This window comes from Mycobacterium sp. SMC-8 (genome assembly GCF_025263565.1).
GTDB lineage: Bacteria > Actinomycetota > Actinomycetes > Mycobacteriales > Mycobacteriaceae > Mycobacterium.
Genome location: NZ_CP079865.1, coordinates 430,515 through 448,478 on the forward strand (window position 1 = coordinate 430,515; position 17,964 = coordinate 448,478).

The 17,964-nt window shown below is 68.5% G+C and carries 13 protein-coding genes; 5 read left to right on the forward strand and 8 right to left on the reverse strand.

Translation table 11 applies throughout. The features are described from left to right. Positions 1–47: 47 nt before the first annotated feature. The 3 genes from KXD97_RS02245 to KXD97_RS02255 all read right to left on the reverse strand — a co-directional run bounded on the left by KXD97_RS02245 (position 48) and on the right by KXD97_RS02255 (position 3,310). A complete protein-coding gene (locus tag KXD97_RS02245) occupies positions 48–2,057 on the reverse strand; it encodes a YhgE/Pip domain-containing protein (RefSeq protein WP_260755258.1) in 2,010 nt (669 codons plus the stop codon). After that, entirely contained in the window at positions 2,057–2,707 is a 651-nt protein-coding gene (locus KXD97_RS02250) for an ATP-binding cassette domain-containing protein (RefSeq protein WP_396885574.1), read from the reverse strand. Before KXD97_RS02250 ends, KXD97_RS02245 begins: the two co-directional genes overlap by 1 nt. 156 nt (positions 2,708–2,863) lie before the next feature. Continuing rightward, complete coding sequence (locus tag KXD97_RS02255) at positions 2,864–3,310, reverse strand: hypothetical protein (protein ID WP_260755260.1); 447 nt, start codon at positions 3,308–3,310, stop codon at positions 2,864–2,866. A 32-nt stretch (positions 3,311–3,342) separates the two neighbouring features. Between KXD97_RS02255 and KXD97_RS02260 the strand changes: the two genes are divergently transcribed. After that, positions 3,343–4,446 (forward strand): epoxide hydrolase family protein, encoded by a 1,104-nt coding sequence (locus tag KXD97_RS02260; RefSeq protein ID WP_260755261.1) that lies wholly within the window; start codon positions 3,343–3,345, stop codon positions 4,444–4,446. An 84-nt stretch (positions 4,447–4,530) separates the two neighbouring features. On the opposite strand, the gene KXD97_RS02265 is transcribed toward KXD97_RS02260, so the two are convergent. The 4 genes from KXD97_RS02265 to KXD97_RS02280 all read right to left on the reverse strand — a co-directional run bounded on the left by KXD97_RS02265 (position 4,531) and on the right by KXD97_RS02280 (position 13,455). After that, a complete protein-coding gene (locus KXD97_RS02265) occupies positions 4,531–7,632 on the reverse strand; it encodes an Ig-like domain-containing protein (protein ID WP_260755262.1) in 3,102 nt (1,033 codons plus the stop codon). A 90-nt stretch (positions 7,633–7,722) separates the two neighbouring features. Next, complete coding sequence (locus tag KXD97_RS02270; RefSeq protein WP_260755263.1) at positions 7,723–9,540, reverse strand: ABC transporter ATP-binding protein; 1,818 nt, start codon at positions 9,538–9,540, stop codon at positions 7,723–7,725. Next, entirely contained in the window at positions 9,537–11,477 is a 1,941-nt protein-coding gene (locus tag KXD97_RS02275) for an ABC transporter ATP-binding protein (RefSeq protein ID WP_260755264.1), read from the reverse strand. Before KXD97_RS02275 ends, KXD97_RS02270 begins: the two co-directional genes overlap by 4 nt. Beyond that, positions 11,470–13,455 carry an ABC transporter ATP-binding protein gene (locus tag KXD97_RS02280; RefSeq protein WP_260755265.1) on the reverse strand — a complete coding sequence of 662 codons (1,986 nt, stop codon included), beginning with the start codon at positions 13,453–13,455 and terminating at the stop codon, positions 11,470–11,472. The genes KXD97_RS02275 and KXD97_RS02280 overlap by 8 nt, the downstream gene beginning before the upstream one ends. Positions 13,456–13,565: 110 nt before the next feature. On the opposite strand from KXD97_RS02280, the gene prrA reads away from it, so the two are divergent. Further along, complete coding sequence (gene prrA / locus KXD97_RS02285; protein ID WP_260758281.1) at positions 13,566–14,276, forward strand: two-component system response regulator PrrA; 711 nt, start codon at positions 13,566–13,568, stop codon at positions 14,274–14,276. Between the two features lie 34 nt (positions 14,277–14,310). After that, entirely contained in the window at positions 14,311–15,651 is a 1,341-nt protein-coding gene (locus KXD97_RS02290; RefSeq protein WP_260755266.1) for a HAMP domain-containing sensor histidine kinase, read from the forward strand. A 78-nt stretch (positions 15,652–15,729) separates the two neighbouring features. Here KXD97_RS02290 and KXD97_RS02295 read toward each other — a convergent pair whose 3' ends face one another. Then, positions 15,730–16,092: an FKBP-type peptidyl-prolyl cis-trans isomerase gene (locus tag KXD97_RS02295; RefSeq protein ID WP_260755267.1), complete on the reverse strand. Its 363-nt coding sequence runs from the start codon at positions 16,090–16,092 to the stop codon at positions 15,730–15,732. A 53-nt stretch (positions 16,093–16,145) separates the two neighbouring features. Between KXD97_RS02295 and KXD97_RS02300 the strand changes: the two genes are divergently transcribed. Both KXD97_RS02300 and KXD97_RS02305 read left to right on the forward strand, forming a co-directional pair. After that, complete coding sequence (locus KXD97_RS02300) at positions 16,146–16,403, forward strand: DUF2630 family protein (RefSeq protein WP_260755268.1); 258 nt, start codon at positions 16,146–16,148, stop codon at positions 16,401–16,403. A 12-nt stretch (positions 16,404–16,415) separates the two neighbouring features. Further along, the gene (locus KXD97_RS02305) at positions 16,416–17,963 is read left to right on the forward strand and encodes an NAD(P)/FAD-dependent oxidoreductase (protein WP_260755269.1); all 1,548 of its coding nucleotides are present in this window, start codon (positions 16,416–16,418) and stop codon (positions 17,961–17,963) included. Position 17,964 lies beyond the last annotated feature (1 nt).

Below are 17,964 nucleotides of genomic sequence, written 5' to 3' on the forward strand. Positions count from 1 at the left end.
GTGGAATGCGATTTCGGCGGGAGACGGGGTCGTCCGTCTCACCCCTGTCACACCTCGATGGGTGGGTGAAGCCGGTCCATCGTGTACTGCCGGTTGCGGCGCGCCGACCATGCGCTGGCAGCCAGTGAGGCAGCGAGCAGGCCCGCCAGAACGGCGATCGCGATCCACAGCCGCGAGTCGACGCCGCCGACGGTCAGTTGCCGTAACCCGTTGACCGCGTAGGTCATCGGGTCGAACGGATGGATGATCTGGAACGGTCGGGCGGTGGTCTCGACCGGGTAGATGCCGCCCGCAGAGACCAGCTGCAGCATCAGGAATGCGAGCGTGACCACGCGGCCGACCGCGACTCCGAACACCGCGTTGAACGCCTGGATCATGGCCAGGAATGTCGCGGCGATCAGCACCAGGAACGCGACGGTGGCCAGCGGGTACTTGGCCTGCAGGCCGACGCCGAAGTGCACGACGGCGTACATGACCACGACCTGGCACGCCGCGATCAGCAAGCCGGGCCAGTAGGAGGCCAGCACCACCCGCAGGGCGCCCAGCCCGTTGACGATGGGCCGGGACTGCAACGGCGTCAACAGCATCCATGTGATCAGCGCGCCGATGAACAATGCCAGCGGCATGAAGAACGGTGCGAAACCGGTGCCGAACGTGGCCGCCGGGTTGGTGTTGACCAAATCCAGGCCGACCGGCGTCACCAGCGTCTGCGCCATCGCCGTGCGCTGCTGCGGCGTCCACGACGGAACCTCAGCCGTGCCCTGACGCAACTTGGTCGCCAGCTCCTGCCCGCCGGCCCGCAACTTCTCCGTACCATCCGCCAGCTGGGACGCCCCGGACGACAACTCCCGGCCCCCGCCGGACAGCTGCACCAGCCCGGCGCTGAGCCGCTGGGCCCCGGAGTTCAGTTCGTCGGCGCCGTCCTTGAGCTTGGCGACGTCCGAACGCAGCCCGCCGTTCAGCGCGCGTGTCAGGAAGGTGCGCAACTCACCCCCCGGGTCGCCGAGCTCGGCTTCCAGTCGGGACGCGCTGTCGCGCAACCGGATCAGGCCCTCGTCGGTGGTCGGGTCGATGTTCTGGGCACGCAGCAGCCGCTGAGCACCGGCCAGCGCGTGCCCCGCGTCGCGCACCGCCGGGTCGGGGTTGGCCTGCAGGAAGCCGACGGCCTGGTCGACGATCGCGGAGGCCTGCGCGCTGTTGACGTTGAGAGCCGCGATCCGGTCGGTCGTCGAATGCACGGCTGCGGACAGATGCTGCGCGGCGAGCGCGACCTCATCGGGGTTCAACTCCAGTGCACCGACCCGGTCCAGCACCTCCAGCAGCGGACCCGTCGCGGTGTCCACCGCTGCGGCCAATTGTCGTGTGCCCGCAGCGAGTTGGGCCGAGCCGGCACGCGCTGTCTCCAGTCCGGACGACAGCGTGGCCGCGCCGGTGGCCAGCCGGTGAGCGCCGTCGTCGGCCGCGTCGAGGCCGGTGGCGAGTCGCTGCGCGCCGTCGGCGGCCTGGTCGAGCCCTGCGCCGGCGTCGGTCAGCCCGGTCAGCACCGTGCCGACAGTGCGTTCGCCGATTTTGGCGTTGACCTGGTTGAGAACCTCGCGCGAGGCGTTCTGCCCGATGACCGTCGCCAGATAGTTGTTGGCGTCGTTGAAGGTGAACCGGATCTGCGCCTGCTGCGGGTCGTCACCGGAAGGCGACGCGACGCGCTCGCTGAAGTCCGGCGGCAGCGTGATCGAGAAGTAGTAGTCGCCGCGCGCGACGCCGTCGGCGGCCTGCTGCGCCGACATCTCGGTGAGATGGAGCTGGCCGGACTGCATGAGTGCCGTGGCGACCTCGTCGCCGGCCCGCAACGGCTGCCCCTGCGCCGACGCGCCGCGGTCCTCGTTGACCAGGGCCACCGGCACCTTGTTCACCTCGGCGAACGGGTTCCAGAACGCCCAGAGGTACATCGCGCCGTACAGCAGCGGCATCAGGATGATGGTGATCAGCGCGATCCGCGGCATCACCCCGCGTGAATAGCGCTTGAGGTCGGTGCCCAGTGACATCCCGGCCAGCGCCATCAGGCACCACCTTTCTGCTGATCTGCAAGCTCGGAGCGGGTGGTGTTCTCGACCTCGATCTGGGCGACCGGCCGGCCGGGGACGGGGTTGACGCCCGCGGTGACGACGGTCTGGGCGCGGCCCAGCTCGACGAGTCGGGAGACCAGCAGATCGCGATGCCGGTCATCGGTGACCTGCTCGATGCTGCCCACCACCAGTAGCGGTGGCCGGCCGGTGTTGGCCAACGCGACCCGCAGCAGCAGACCGTCGAGTTCGGTGAGCTCCTCGACGTATTCCGACAGCGGGGGCAGCGGCAGGTCGCCGAAGACAGGCCCGCACACCCGGACCAGCTCGTCCTGGCCGGCCCGCCGGATCAGCCGGTACCAGTCGGCGTCCCAGCGCAGCTTCTCGGTGATCAGATCCCGCACTGTCACCGATTCGGCGACCGGGTCGAGTTCGTCGATGCCGGCGAGCGCGGCGTGGGCGAAGATGTCGCGGACGCGGCTGCGGCCGAACACCGACAGCGAACCGGACGCGGGACGCATCCGGCCCGCCAGCGTCATCAGCAGCGCGGTGCGTCCCGAACCCGGCGGGCACAGCAGCACGGTGACACCGCCGGCGGCGACGTCGAGGTCAAGAGGTCCGTAGACCGGACCCCATGGGCCGCGCATCGTGATCGCGCGTGCGACGATCGCGGGCTCGGGGGCGGCGTCTTCTGACACCCGGCAATCCCATCACACCGGCGCTCTAAGCCCGCCGAAATCGCATTCCACGCGGCGTTTTCCGCGACAACGGCGCGTGGAATGCAATTTCGCGATCTACCTACGTCACGCGAACGCCAGCGCGGCGAGCATCGCGCCCGCGGTGACCGCCAGCAGCGGCAGCCGCAGCAGGTTCTTCCGCGTCCACCGCAGCGCCGCGGACTCGTCGATGTCGGCGGGGTCCGTGCGTTCGAACTCGGCCGCCGTGGGGATCAGGTCGAACAACGTCCACAGCCGCATCGCCGCGTGGCTGACCAGGGCGACCAGCAGCACCACCCCGACCGTTGCGTCGCCCCACGTGACCACCAGGGTGACGACGAGCAGCACCTCGAAGATCAGGGGCGCGGGCAACCAGAACCGCACCCGCGAGATGCCGCCGTTCTTGGACTGGATGATGCCCGGGCGTCTGGGCCAGTACGGGTCGACGACGAGGGCTTCGTAGACGGCGGCGCCCAGACAGACGCAGGCGGCCAACGTCGTCGCGGCGATCAGGATCAGCGTCGGGGTCCCCACAACCGGTGATTATCCAAGTGTCAGGATGTGCCATGGCCCACATTCAGCCGTTCCGGATCGAAATCGCCGACATCGACCTCGCCGACCTCAAGGAACGCCTGCAGCGCACCCGGTGGCCGGAAGCCGAATGCGTCGACGATTGGAGTCAGGGCATCCCGCTGTCCTACACCCGCGAACTCGCCGCCTACTGGGCCGACGAATATGACTGGCGGGCAAGGGAAGCCAGCCTGAATCGGTTCGACCACTTCACCACCGAGATCGACGGACTGCCGATCCACTTCATCCATGCACGGTCCACCCGTGCAGACGCTTTCCCGCTGATCATCACCCACGGCTGGCCGGGGTCGGTCGTCGAGTTCCACAAGGTGATCGAGCCGCTCACCGACGCCGGCTTCCACGTCGCCTGTCCGTCGTTGCCCGGCTACGGGTTCTCCGGCAAGCCGGCGTCGACCGGGTGGGGTGTGGAACGCATCGCCGCGGCGTGGGACGAGCTGATGGTGCGGCTCGGCTACCGCCGCTACGGCGCCCAGGGCGGCGACTGGGGCGCGGCGGTCACCACCCAGATCGGCCGCAACGTCGGCCACTGCGTGGCGATCCACACCAATATGCCGATCGGCCAGGCGCCCAAGGACATGGGCGAACCGACACCCGACGAACAGGCCGCCCTCGAACGCCTCGGCTACTACCAGCGCTGGGATTCCGGCTATTCCAAACAACAGTCGACCCGGCCACAGACCCTGGGTTACGGCCTGGTCGATTCGCCGGTCGGCCAGCTGGCCTGGATTGTCGAGAAGTTCTGGTCGTGGACCGACTGCGATGGGCACCCCGAGAACGCCCTCAGCCGAGACGAGTTGCTCGACAACGTGATGCTGTACTGGGCCAGCGGCACGGCGGCGTCGTCGGCTCGGCTGTACTGGGAGAGCTTCGGCAGCTTCCGCGGCGGGGGGCCGGTCACACTGCCCACCGGTGTCGCGGCGTTCCCGAAGGAGATCCTGCGCTCGCCGCGGCACTGGTGCGAGGCCAATTACAACATCACCCGGTGGACCACCATGCCGCGTGGCGGGCATTTCGCGGCGTTCGAACAGCCCGAGCTCTACATCGATGACGTCGCAACGTTTTTCGCCGACTTCCGCTGACCGCCGAAATCGCATTCCACGCGCGTCAAATCGCGAAACGACCGCGTGGAATGCGATTTCGGCGCGGAAGGCGGCCGCAGAGGGTCAGAGCTCGGTGAGCGGGGTGAAGGTGCGCACCGTCGTCACGAAGGCGCCGTCGACGCGCTCCGACACCGTGACGTAGGCCGCGCCGTCGGGTCCGAACTTCACCGGTTCGACGAGCTCGCCAGGTCCGAGATCGAGATCGAGGACCTTCACCGGCCCCGTCGACGTCAACGCAAAGACCCCCTGGTCTGCGCCGGTGAGGGTGACGTACGGCGTGCCGTCGGGACCGAACACCACTCCTTCCTGCCAGAACACGTAATCCTGTTCGGCCGCTTGCAGGAACCCCGCGAGGTCCGCGGTGGCGATCGTGGCGCCGTCCTGGTCGAACCGCAGGAAGTGGTACTCGAACGGCGACTGGCCGGACTCGACGGTGATCAGCACCCCGCTGCCGTCCGATCCGAACTGGAGCGCCGGGAAGTTCGGGCGCAGCGGATTGCCCGGCAGCGCAGGCGTCACCGTGTCGGTGGCCAACGCCAGCACCGCCCGCGACGTGACCCGGCCCTGCTCGTCCCGTGTCTCGATGACCTGATACGCCGCGCCGTCCGGCCCGAACTCCACCGGAGTGGCGACCGTGGTGCCGGCGGGCAACGTCATCGTGCGCACGATGGTCCCGTCCGGGTTCACCACGGCGAGATAGCGCACACCGCCGGACTCGTAGACGACGTAGCCGTTGTCGCCGGCGTTCGGGTTGGCGTCATATCCGCCGAGCACCGGGCTCACGCTCGGCAGCACCGGCACGACCGTGCCCGGGACCTCGACCGTGATGACCTCACCGGTGCTGCTGATGATCGCCACGCTGTCGGTCCCGGTGGCGGCGTTGCGGACCGAGACGTACACCGTGCCGTCCGGGGTGACGCTGATCGGATTGATGACGCGCCCGTCGAGGGGATCGGAGGTTTCGATGGCGTCCGCGGTGATCCGGGAGATGTAGGACTTCCCGGTCGACTCGTCGAAGGTGTACTGGTAGACACCATCTGCGGTGATCACTTTCGCGCCGTCCGGAGTGCCGGGGATCTCCCGCACGGTGTTCGACGTCCCGGTGAACGTGTACACGCGAGTTGTCTTCGTGCCGAAGAAGTTCCGCTCGACGGTCAGGTAGCCCCGGCCGTCCTGGCCGATGACGACGTCGTTGACGGTGTCGGCACCCGATGGCAGCGACACCCGCCGCGAGTTGCCGCCCGGTCCGACTGCCAGCACCGACGTGACCCCGAACGAGCGGGACACGATGTACACGCTGCCGTCCGGCGCGACGCTCGGCGTGTCTGCGGCGACACCGAGTTGATACACCCGGGGCCAACCCGCAGCGGAAACGCGGATGAGCCGGTCGCCGGAACCGGAGGGGAACTGCCGCGTCGTGAAGAACACCGCCCCGTTCGGGGCGACCACCATCGGTGCGGACGGTTGCCCGATCACTGTTCCGACCGTCTTCACCACCCCCTGGCCGTCGACGAGGGAGATGGTGGACGTGTTCGACGACTCCTTGTAGGTGGTGACCAACAGGGTGCCGTCGGGCCGGACGACCGGGAGTGCCTGCTCCACTGGGTATCCGGCGATGACATCGGTCGTCTTCAGCACCTGGCCGTCCTCGTCGAGGATGCTGACGCGGGTCCGGATGGGCCTGTTGGTCGCGTCCACGTCGTAGGTGACCTGATAGATGGTGCCATTCGAGCTGATCAGCACAGGGCCCGCGGCCCGTCCGGGGGTCGACTCACTTGCGTCCACGTATGCCGTTACGACGACATCGACTGTGGCCGTGAGGGTTCCACCGTGTCCGTCGCTGATCGTGAACGTCAGCGAGTCGATCCCGGCATCGGCGGGCGCACCCGGGGCGCCTGCGGCCTCACGGGCGGCCGCCGTCGGTGTGTAGGTGAACGTGCCGTCGCCGTTGTCGACGAGCTCGCCCTTGTCGGTCGAGAGCGGTCCGGTGATGTTCAGCGCGTCGCGGTCGAAGTCGTAGGCACTGACCCTGACGATCGTGGTGCCGGTGGTCAGGCTCGGGTTGCCGGCGCTGGCGCGCACACCGAACGGGTCGGCGTTGCGGGGCAGGATGTTCACGGTGACGGGAATATCGACAGCGTTGCCGGCGGCGTCTTTGACCGTGACCGTGAAGCTGTCCGTCTTGTCTTCCGTGGTGGCCCCGCCCGCGGCGGCGGCATGGCGGGCCGCGGCGGACGGCGTGTAACGGAAGGTGCCCCACGGCGTGACGGTGACCCTGCCCTTCTCGGTGCCGGCCGATCCGCTGTAGGTCAGCCACCCACCGTCGGGATCGGTCGCTTTCACGCGGCCACCGACCGAGCCGGTGAAGACACCCGGGTCGCGCGTGGTGACCTCTGCAGGCTGCGGCACCGCACCGGCGCCGCCGTCCACCAATCCGGTGGTGTCCGTCGGCGAGCCACTGTCGCCGAGTTCGGTTCTCGGCTGCCCGAACTGCCGGCGCGCGAACGCGAGCAACGTCCACAGCAGGGGCGACTCGACCGGAGCGGCCGGCGCGGACCCGTCGGAGGACTGCGGGGCGAACAACGCAGTGACGACCGACGACGATGTCGGCGTGCGCGCCTTGTCCGGCTCTCGGGCGTCCCGAGAAACGTCGACGAGTGGTTCCGGCGGCACCTCGTCCGCGGCCGGGCCGGGCTCCGGGGAGGGTTCCACGCCGGTGCCCTCGCCGTCGTCGGGCTGGTCGTCGTCCGCGGCGGGCACGGGCTCGGTGTGCAGATCTCCGGACCCGCTCTCGGTCTCGTCGGGCTGCACGTCGTCGGGGTCGGACCCCTTTAGGTCATCTTCTGATCGATTGCTGCCATACGAGCCGCGCTTCTCGACCCCCGTCGGTTCCTCGTCATCGGCGTCATCCTCCGGCACGGAATCCTGCTCGTCGGCGTCGTCCTCGGAATTGACATGAGCGTCAATGCCGCCGTCGGTCGGGTCCCCGGCTCCGGACGCCGAATCCCCTTTCGTGTCATCTGCTTTCGCATGCTCGGCGCTGGTCGACGACGTGTCGTCACCGGCGTCTGCGGACGCCATCCCGGGCAGCGCGACCGTCGCTGCGCCGATGCCCAGAGCAACGGCCAACGCGCCGACCCGTCCCACGAACCGTGCATGATCCATCTGAACCCCCCAAATTTGCTGACAGCAAAGACAGCCTAGGGTCGGGTGTTGCCAGATGGAAGGATTTCGGTGAACTCCGGACGGTGCCCGCTACGCCAGTGACTGCACCCAGGACCGGTGCAACGCCGCGTAATGCCCGTCGTCGCGGGCCGTGAGATCCATCGGTGCCCCGTCCTCGACGACGCGACCGTGCTCGAGCACCAACACCCGATCGGCGATCTGCACCGTCGACAGCCGGTGGGCGATCACCACCGCGGTCCGGTCGGCCAGCACCGTTTCCAGGGCTCGCTGCACCATCCGTTCACTCGGGATGTCCAGCGAGGAGGTCGCCTCGTCCAGGATCAGCACCGCGGGATCGGCCAGGAAGGCCCGTGCGAATGCGACGAGCTGGCGCTGCCCGGCCGACAGCCGTCCACCGCGTTTGGCGACGTCGGTGCCGTAGCCGTCGGGCAACGCTTCGATGAAGGTGTGCGCCCCGACCGCGCGGGCCGCGTCCCGCACCTCGTCATCGGTGGCCTCGGGTCTCCCGAACCGGATGTTGTCGGCGATCGTGCCGCCGAACATGAAGTTCTCCTGCGTCACCATCACCACATGGCGGCGCAGATCGGTCTGCGCCACGTCACGCAGGTCGACCCCGTCCAGCGTGACCGTTCCGGCCACCGGGTCGTAGAACCGGGTGATGAGTTTCGCGATCGTGGTCTTGCCGGCACCGGTGGTGCCGACCAGCGCGACGGTCTGCCCGGCGGGAATCACCAGATCCAGCCCGGGAAGCACCGGGCGTCCCTGTACGTACTCGAATTTCACGCCGCAGAAGGCGATCTCGCCGCGCACGTCGCCGAGTTCGACCGGGCTGGCGGGGTCGCTGATACCCGGCTTCTCGGCGAGCACGCCGGCCAGCTTCTCCAAGGCCGAGGCCGCGGACTGAAAGGTGTTGAAGAACTGTGAGATCTCCTGCATCGGCTCGAAGAACATCCGCAGGTAGAGCAGGAACGCTGCCAAGGTGCCGATCGTCATCTCGCCGTGCAGGACCCGGTAACCGCCATAGAGCAGCACCACACCGGTGGTGAGGTTGCCGACGAGCTTGACGCCCGGCATGAAGACGGCCAGCAGCTTGAACGTCTTCTCGTTGATCACGCGGTAACGGTCGGCGACGTCCTCGAAGATCTCCTGGTTGCGTGGCTCGCGGCGGTAGGCCTGCACCGCCTTGATGCCCGTCATGGTTTCGACGAACTGCACGATGACCAGCGCGGAGATCTCCCGGACCTCGCGGTAGGCCTTCGACGACTCCCGCCGGAACCACAACACGAGCAGCACCAGGATCGGGAACGCCACCAGGCACATCAGGCCGAGCTTGACGTCGAGGACCACCAGCAGCACCGCGGTGCCGACCAGCGTGAGCACCGCGGTGATCAGGCTGTCGAAGCCGGTTTCCAGCATGTCCTGAATGGCCTCGACGTCGTTGGTGGAGCGGCTCACCACCCGGCCGGAGGTGTAGCGGTCGTGGAACGCGATGTCCAGGCGGGCGAAATGGCGGAACACCCGGCGACGCAGTTCGAGCAGCACCTTCTGCCCGGTCCGGCCCGATCGGCGCAGGAAGTACATCCGACTGGTGGCCTGGACCACGACCACACCGCACAGGCCCGCCACGATGGTCAGCAGGGTGGTCGCGGTCCCGCCTTCGAGCAGCGGCGGGATGCCGTCGTCGATGCCCTTCTGCACCAGAAGCGGAACCGAAAGACGCGCAGCGTTTTCCACCACCACGACGATCGCGAGCACGGCGACCACCCACCGGTAGGGATACAGCAACGAGTACAGCAGCGACCGGGCCTCACGTCGGCGCGGCACCGATTCGTCGATCGGGAGATCGGACTGCTCGTCGAACTTTCCACGCCAGTCGGCGGTGCTCATCTGCGCCTCCCCAGGACTTCCTGGTCCACGCGGGCGCATTCGTCGTCGCCGTCGAGCCGGGCGCGCTCTTCTCGTTCGATCATCTGCTCGTCACGCAGACGCTCATCGGCCCAATCACATTCGCGTTCGCTGCCGTCGTCGAGCTCGTCGTCGGCGGCCAGCAGATAGCGGTACTCGGGTACCCGGGAGAGGAGGTCAGCGTGCGTGCCGACGTGCGTGATGGTGCCGTTCTGCAGCAGCGCGACCCGGTCGGCGAGCAGCACCGTCGAGGCCCGATGGGCCACCACGACGCCGGTCACCTCGTGCAGCACTCGGCGCAGTGCCTCCTCGACCACCGCCTCGGTGTGCACGTCGAGGGCCGAAAGCGTGTCGTCGAGAACCAGGATCCGCGGACCGGCCAGGATCGCCCGGGCCAGCGAAAGGCGTTGGCGCTGACCACCCGACAGACTCATTCCCTGCTCGCCGATGCGGGTGTCCAGACCGAACGGCAGGTCGTAGACGAACTGCGCGGCCGCGATCTCGACGGCTTGGCCCAACTCGTCGTCGGCCGCTGGATCTTCTCGGGGCCGGCCCAGCCGGAGGTTCTCGGCGACCGACATCGAGAACAACGTCGGATCCTCGAACGCGGTGGCCACCGTCCGGCGCAGTGCGTCCAGCGACAGCTCGCGGATGTCCCGGCCGTCGACGCGAATCTCACCCTCGCTGACGTCGTAGAGCCGCGACAGCAGCCCGACCAGGACCGACTTGCCCGACCCCGTCGCACCGACCAACGCCAGCGTCTCCCCCGCTTCGACGGTGACGTTCACGTGGCGCAGAGCCCAACTGTCGGGCGCCGCGTCCGGGAAGCGAAACCCGACGTCGACGAGTTCCAACCGGCCGCCCCGCGGTGCCTGCGTGCGCGGACCGTCGGTGATCTCCAATGGCGCGTCGAAGATCTCGGCGATCCGGTTGGCCGCGGTGAACGACTCCTGGGTCATCGACAGCAGGAAACCCAGCGACGCGATCGGCCACACCAGCGACAGCATCATCGTGATGAACGCGACCAGGGTGCCCATCGTCACCGAGCCGTTTCCTGCGGCGTACGCGCCGAAGCCGAGCACGACGATCAGGGTCAGGTTCGGGATGATCTCCAGCAGCGTCCAGAACTTCGCCGACACCGACACCCGGCCGACCTGCGTGTCGTAGAGGCCGGTGAGCTGCTCGTCAAACCGCTCGTAGACGTAGTCCTCACGACCGAACGACTTGACCACGCGCAGGCCCAGCGCGGCCTCCTCCACGTGGGTGGCCACGTGGCCGGCCTGATCCTGCGCCAGCCGCGACAGCCGGGTGTACTCCTGCTGGAAATGCAGCACCGTCACCGTGATCGGCACGATCGACACCAGCACCACCACGCCCAGCGGCCAGTACATCGCCAGCAAGATCGCGGTGACGACGGTGATCTGAAGGACGTTGAGCATCAGGAAGATCAGGCCGAACGACATGAACCGGCGAATCGTGCTCAGGTCGTTCATGATCCGCGACAGCAACTGGCCGGACTGCCAGCGGCCGTGGAACGACATCGGCAGGATCTGCAACCGCGCGTAGAGCTGTTTGCGGATGTCGGCTTCCACGCCCATCGTCGCGCGGGCCACCAGCCACCGCCGGATGAACCACAGCACAGCCTCGGTCACGCCGACAGCGACCGCCGCCGCGCCGACCAGCCACAGGCCCTGCTGATCCTGATGACGCACCGGACCGTCGATCACGGCCTTGGTCATCAACGGGATCGAGATGGTGGCCGCGAGGCTGGCCAGCGCGACGACGATCATCACGATCCAGCGGCCCCGATACGGCAACAGATACGGAAGCATCCGCCACAGGTCCGAACTCGGCTTCACCCGCTTCGGCGGCGCCCCGATCGCGGGCGCCGCATGCAGAGATTCTCGGGTGTCAGCCACTTAGAGCATCTTCCCATTGCGGGCAAGTGGTTAAGTCGCGCTCCGCCCGCGCCGAACTTGCATTCCGGCAGCGAAAGTTCGAGTGAGGGCCCGCGGGAACGCAATTTCGGCGGTCGGTGCCGAATTGGGTGCGATACAGCTCGGCGTAGCGGCCGCCGCGGACCAGTAGTTCCTGATGATCACCGCGCTCAACGATGCGGCCGTCCTCGACGACGAGGATCAGATCCGCAGCGCGGACCGTGGACAGCCGGTGGGCGATCACGATCGACGTCCGGCCGGCCAGCGCCTCGGCCAGCGCGGCCTGCACGGCGGCCTCGGACTCCGAGTCCAGCGACGCGGTGGCCTCGTCGAGGATCACCACCTGCGGAGAGGCCAGCAACACCCGCGCGATCGTCAGTCGCTGCCGCTGCCCACCGGAGAGCCGGTAGCCGCGCTCCCCGACCACGGTGTCGAGCCCGTCGGGCATGGCCGCCACGACGTCGTCGAGTCGCGCCCGCCGCAGGGCCGCCCAGAGCTGGTCATCGGTTGCGTCCGGAGCGGCCAGCGTGAGGTTGGCCCGGATCGACTCGTGGAACAGGTGACCGTCCTGGGTGACCATCCCGACGGTGTCCTTCAACGACGCGAACGTCACGTCACGGATGTCGACGCCGTTGAGGCGGATCGCACCGCCCTGGACGTCGTACAGGCGCGCCACCAGCGACGCGATCGTGGACTTGCCCGCTCCCGAGGACCCGACCAGCGCGACCACCTGCCCAGCCCGCGCCGTAAACGAAATGCCGTGCAGCACTTCCTCACCGCCGGGGTCGTCCAGTTCGGCGACCTCCTCCAGGGAGGCCAGCGACACCTGATCAGCGGACGGATACGAGAACCGCACGTCGTCGAACTCCACGGTCACCGGACCGCGCGGCACCTCGACCGCGCCGGAGCGTTCCCGGATCAGCGGGACCAGATCCAGCACCTCGAACACCCTCTCGAAACTGACCAACGCGGTGGCGATCTCGACGCGCGCGTTGGCCAGCGCCGTCAGCGGCGCGTAGAGCCGGGTCAGCAACAGGGCCAGCGCCACGATCTCGCCGGCCTGCAGATGACCACCGAGGGCGAGTGTGCCGCCCAGGCCGTAGACCAGCGCCAGCGCCAGCGCCGACATCAACGTCAGCGAGTTCATGAACGTCGACTGCAGCATCGCGGTGCGGACCCCGATGTCGCGCACGCGCCCGGCCCGCACCGCGAACTCTCGGGACTCGGCCGCGGTGTCGCCGAACAGCTTCACCAGCGTCGCCCCCGGCGCCGAGAACCGCTCGGTCATCTGGGTGTTCATCGTCGCGTTGTGCGCCGCGGCCTCGCGCGAGAGCCGCGCCATCGCCGCGCCGATCCGCCGCGCGGGAATCAGGAACAGCGGCAACACCACCAGCGCGGCCAGCGTGATCTGCCACGAAATACCCAGCATCACCGCCAGCGTCAACGTCAGGGTCACGAGGTTGGACACCACCCCGGACAGCGTGTCGGAGAACGCGCGCTGGGCGCCCATCACGTCGTTGCCGAGCCGGCTCACCAGCGCGCCGGTACGGGTGCGGGTGAAGAACGCGACAGGCATGCGCTGCACGTGATCGAACACCGCGGTGCGCAGGTCGAGAATCAGGCCCTCGCCGATGGTCGACGACAGCCACCGGGTGAGCAACGCGACCCCGGCCTCGGCGAGCGCGACCACCGCGATGACGGCCGCCAGGGCGACGACCACCCCGGCACTGCCCGCGCCGGTGATCTCGTCCACCACGCGCCCGGCCAACAGCGGGGTCGCCACTGTCAGCGCCGCACCGATGACGCTGACGCCGACGAACACCGCCAGCCGGCGATGGTGGCGCGCCGCGAAGCGCCAGATCCGGGCCAGCAGCCGGCGGTCGGCCAAGGAGTGCAGATCACCGCCCTTTGCGTGCGTCTGCCGGTACAGCGACTGGCGGGCGACCGTTTCCAAACTCATGTTTTTCACCGTAGGACCTCAACGAAGATTGAGGTCAATGACTTCCCTCCGGCGCCGGCCGGTAATCCGCAGGCACCACCTCCCACGAGGACGCCGCTTCATCAGGCAAGATTGCGTGCATGGACAGTGGTGTGGCCTCACCCCGGGTGCTCGTGGTCGACGACGATCCCGATGTGCTCGCCTCGCTCGAGCGCGGCCTGCGACTGTCCGGATTCGAGGTGTTCACCGCCGTCGACGGCGCCGAGGCCCTCCGCAGCGCCACCGAGACGCGCCCGGACGCGATCGTCCTCGACATCAACATGCCGGTGCTGGACGGAGTGTCCGTGGTGACCGCGTTGCGGGCGATGGACAACGACGTGCCGGTCTGTGTGCTCTCCGCCCGCTCGTCGGTGGACGACCGTGTCGCCGGCCTGGAAGCCGGCGCCGACGACTACCTGGTCAAGCCCTTCGTGCTGGCCGAGTTGGTGGCGCGTGTCAAGGCGCTGCTGCGCCGGCGCGGTTCCACGGCTACCTTCTCGTCGGAAACCATCACGGTCGGCCCGCTGGAGGTCGACATCCCGGGCCGGCGGGCCCGCGTGGACGGAGTCGACGTCGACCTGACCAAACGCGAATTCGACCTGCTGGCCGTGCTCGCCGAGCACAAGACCGCGGTGCTGTCGCGGGCGCAGCTGCTGGAGCTGGTGTGGGGCTACGACTTCGCCGCCGACACCAACGTCGTCGACGTGTTCATCGGCTACCTGAGGCGCAAGCTCGAGGCCAATGGCGCACCGCGACTGCTGCACACGGTGCGCGGCGTGGGATTCGTCCTCAGGCAGCAGTGATGAGCGCTTGCGCGAAGAACAGGCAGCAGTAGTTATGGTCGCGCCGTCCCGCATCTTTCGCCGCACACCGTCGCTGCGCACGCGGGTCGCGTTCGCCACCGCCATCGCCGCAGCGATCGTCGTCGGCATCGTCGGCACCGTGGTGTGGGTCGGCATCACCAACGACCGCAAGGAGCGGCTCGACCGTCGCCTCGATGAGGCCGCCGGGTTCGCGATCCCGTTCCTGCCTCGCGGGCTCGACGAGATCCCGAAGTCCCCGAACGACCAGGACGCGGTCATCACCGTGCGCCGGGGCGGGCAGGTGACCTCGAATTCGAATGTGGTGCTACCCGAGCTGGAGCCCGGTTATGCCGACACCGAGGTCGGGGGTGTCCGGTACCGGGTGCGCACGGTGCAGTTGTCGACACCCGAACCGATGTCGGTGGCCGTCGGCGCGACCTACGACGCGACGATCGCCGACACCAACAACCTGCACCGGCGTGTCCTGATCATCTGCACGTTGGCCGTCGGCGCGGCCACGTTCGGCGGCTGGCTGCTGGCAGCGTTCGCGGTGCGGCCGTTCAAACGGCTGGCCCAACAGACCCGCCAGATCGACGCCGGTGACGAAGCGCCCGACATCGACATCCGCGGCGCGACCGAAGCCGTGGAGATCGCCGACGCGGTCAAAGGGCTGGTGGAGCGTGTGTGGGAGGAGCAGGGTCGCACCAAGGCGGCGCTGGCGTCCGCCCGCGACTTCGCGTCGGTGTCGGCGCACGAGCTGCGCACTCCGCTGACCGCGATGCGGACCAACCTGGAAGTGCTCGCGACGCTGGACCTGTCCGAGGAGGGCCGCAAGGAGGTCGTCAACGACGTCATCCGCACGCAGTCCCGCATCGAGGCGACGCTTGGGGCGCTGGAGCGTCTGGCCCAGGGCGAGCTGTCCACCGAGGACGACCATGTGCCGGTCGACATCACCGAGTTGCTCGACCGTGCCGCCCACGACGCGATGCGGGTCTACCCGGAGCTTGAGGTGTCGCTGGTGCCTGCGCCGACGGTGATCATCGTCGGGTTGCCGGCCGGTCTGCGGTTGGCCGTCGACAACGCCATCGCCAACGCGGTCAAGCACGGCGGTGCCACCCGGGTGCAGCTGTCGGCGGTCAGCTCGCGCGAAGGCGTGGAGATCGCGATCGACGATGACGGCGTCGGGGTTCCCGAAGAGGAGCGCAAGGTGGTGTTCGACCGGTTCTCCCGCGGGTCGACGGCGTCGCATTCGGGTTCGGGCCTGGGGTTGGCGTTGGTGGCTCAGCAGGCCGAACTGCACGGCGGCACCGCGTCTCTGGAGGCCAGCCCGTTGGGCGGGGCGCGCCTACTGCTGCGACTGCCCGGCCCGCGCTGATCTTCTCGCCGAAATCGCATTCCGGCAGGCAGAGTGCGAGTGGTCGTCTGCCGGAATGCAATTTCGCCGGAGGCGACGTCAGCGGGTGGCGAGCAGGTCTATGACGAAGATGAGCGTCTTGCCCGACAATCGATGCCCGCCGCCGGCGGGGCCGTAGGCCTGCTCCGGCGGGATCGTCAGCTTCCGGCGCCCGCCGACCTTCATCCCGGGGATGCCGTCCTGCCAGCCCTGGATCAGGCCGCGCAGCGGGAACTCGATCGACTCGCCGCGGTTCCACGAGCTGTCGAACTCCTCGCCGGTGTCGTACTCGACGCCGACGTAGTGCACCTCGACCCTGGCACCGGGGACCGCTTCCGGCCCCTCACCCACCACGAGGTCTTCGATCACCAGCTCCGCGGGGGCCGGGCCGTCGGGGAATTCGATCTCGGGTTTGGTAGCCATCCGACCAGCTTAGTCCGCAGACGCGGGCACGAAATAGCTGCACACTGGTAGACGTGGCCCAGGCAGACAAAGACCAAGACATCCTCAAACAAGTCCACGAACTCGTCGCCGAGGAGCGACAACTGCGCGACAAACTGCAGCACCGCGAGATCGACGCCTCCGAGGAACACGCCCGGCTGAAGGCGGTCGAGGTCCAGCTCGACCAGTGCTGGGACCTGCTCCGCCAGCGGCGTGCGCTGCGCTCCAGCGGCGGCGATCCCGCCGACGCGGAGGTGCGACCCGAGGGCGAGGTCGAGGGCTACCTCAACTGAGGAAGGCACGCTGTGACACGCGTTGACACCGTCATCGTCGGTGGCGGGCACAACGGGCTGGTTGCCGCCGCCTACCTGGCGAAGGCCGGGCGCAGAGTGCGGGTCCTCGAGCGCCTCGACCACGTCGGGGGCGCAGCCGTGTCGCAGCATCCGTTCGCCGGTGTCGACGCCCGCTTGTCGCGTTACTCCTACCTGGTGAGCCTGCTGCCGCGGCGCATCATCGAGGACCTCGGCGCGCGAATCAGGCTGGCGCGACGCCGGTACTCGTCTTACACACCCACCCCGGCCGACGGAGGCCGCACCGGCCTGCTGGTCGGACCCGAGTCGACGTTCGACGCGATCGGCGCCGGTGACGACGAAGCGCACTTCGAGGACTTCTACCGGCGCTGCCGGGCGCTGACCACCCTGATGTGGCCGACGTTGCTGGAGCCGCTGCGCACCCGGTCGGCGATGTACGGTGCCCTGACCGCCGAGGGGGACGCGAAGACCGCCTGGCAGCAGATGATCGAGCACCCGATCGGGCAGGCGATCACCTCGGCGGTGCGCGACGACCTGGTCCGCGGCGTGATGGCGACCGACGCGCTGATCGGAACGTTCGCCCGCCTCGACGACGAATCCCTGGCACAGAATCGCTGCTTCCTGTACCACCTGATCGGGGGCGGTACCGGGGACTGGGACGTGCCGGTTGGCGGTATGGGCGCGGTATCGGGCGCCCTGGCCGCCGCGGCAACCGGATTCGGCGCCGAGATCCTCACCGGGGCCGACGTTTTCGCGATCACCCCGGACGGCGAGGTCCGATACCGGCGCGGCGACACCGAGCACGAGGTCACCGGCAGTCACGTCCTGGCCAACGTGACACCGGCGGTGCTGGCTCGCCTGCTCGACGAACCGGAACCGGACGTGGCACCGGGCGCGCAAGTGAAGGTCAACCTGATGCTCACCCGACTGCCGCGACTGCGCAACGAAACCATCACCGCCGAACAGGCTTTCGGCGGCACCTTCCATATCAACGAGACCTACGGCCAGCTCGACACCGCATACCGTCAGGCTGCGGCGGGCACGGTGCCCGATCCGCTGCCCTGCGAGATCTACTGCCACACCCTGGCCGACCCGTCGATCATGTCCGAAACCCTCCAGGCTTCCGGCGCGCACACGCTTACCGTGTTCGGCCTGCACACCCCGCACGATCTGGCCGCCTCGGTCACGCCGGACCGCCTCCGTGACACCCTGACCTCCGCGGCGCTGACATCGCTGAATTCCGTTCTGGCCGAGCCCATCCAGGACGTCGTCATGCAGGACAGCCTGGGCCGCCTGTGCATCGAGACCAAGACGACCGCCGACCTGGACCACACCCTGGGCATGACGCGCGGCAATATCTTCCACGGCGCGTTGTCGTGGCCATTCGCCGAGGACGACGAGGAGCTCGCGACACCGGCGCAGCGGTGGGGTGTGGCCACTGCACACGATCGGATCCTGTTGTGCGGATCCGGTTCTCGCCGCGGTGGGGCGGTGTCGGGGATCGGCGGGCACAACGCGGCGATGGCTGTGCTGGAGAGTTAAC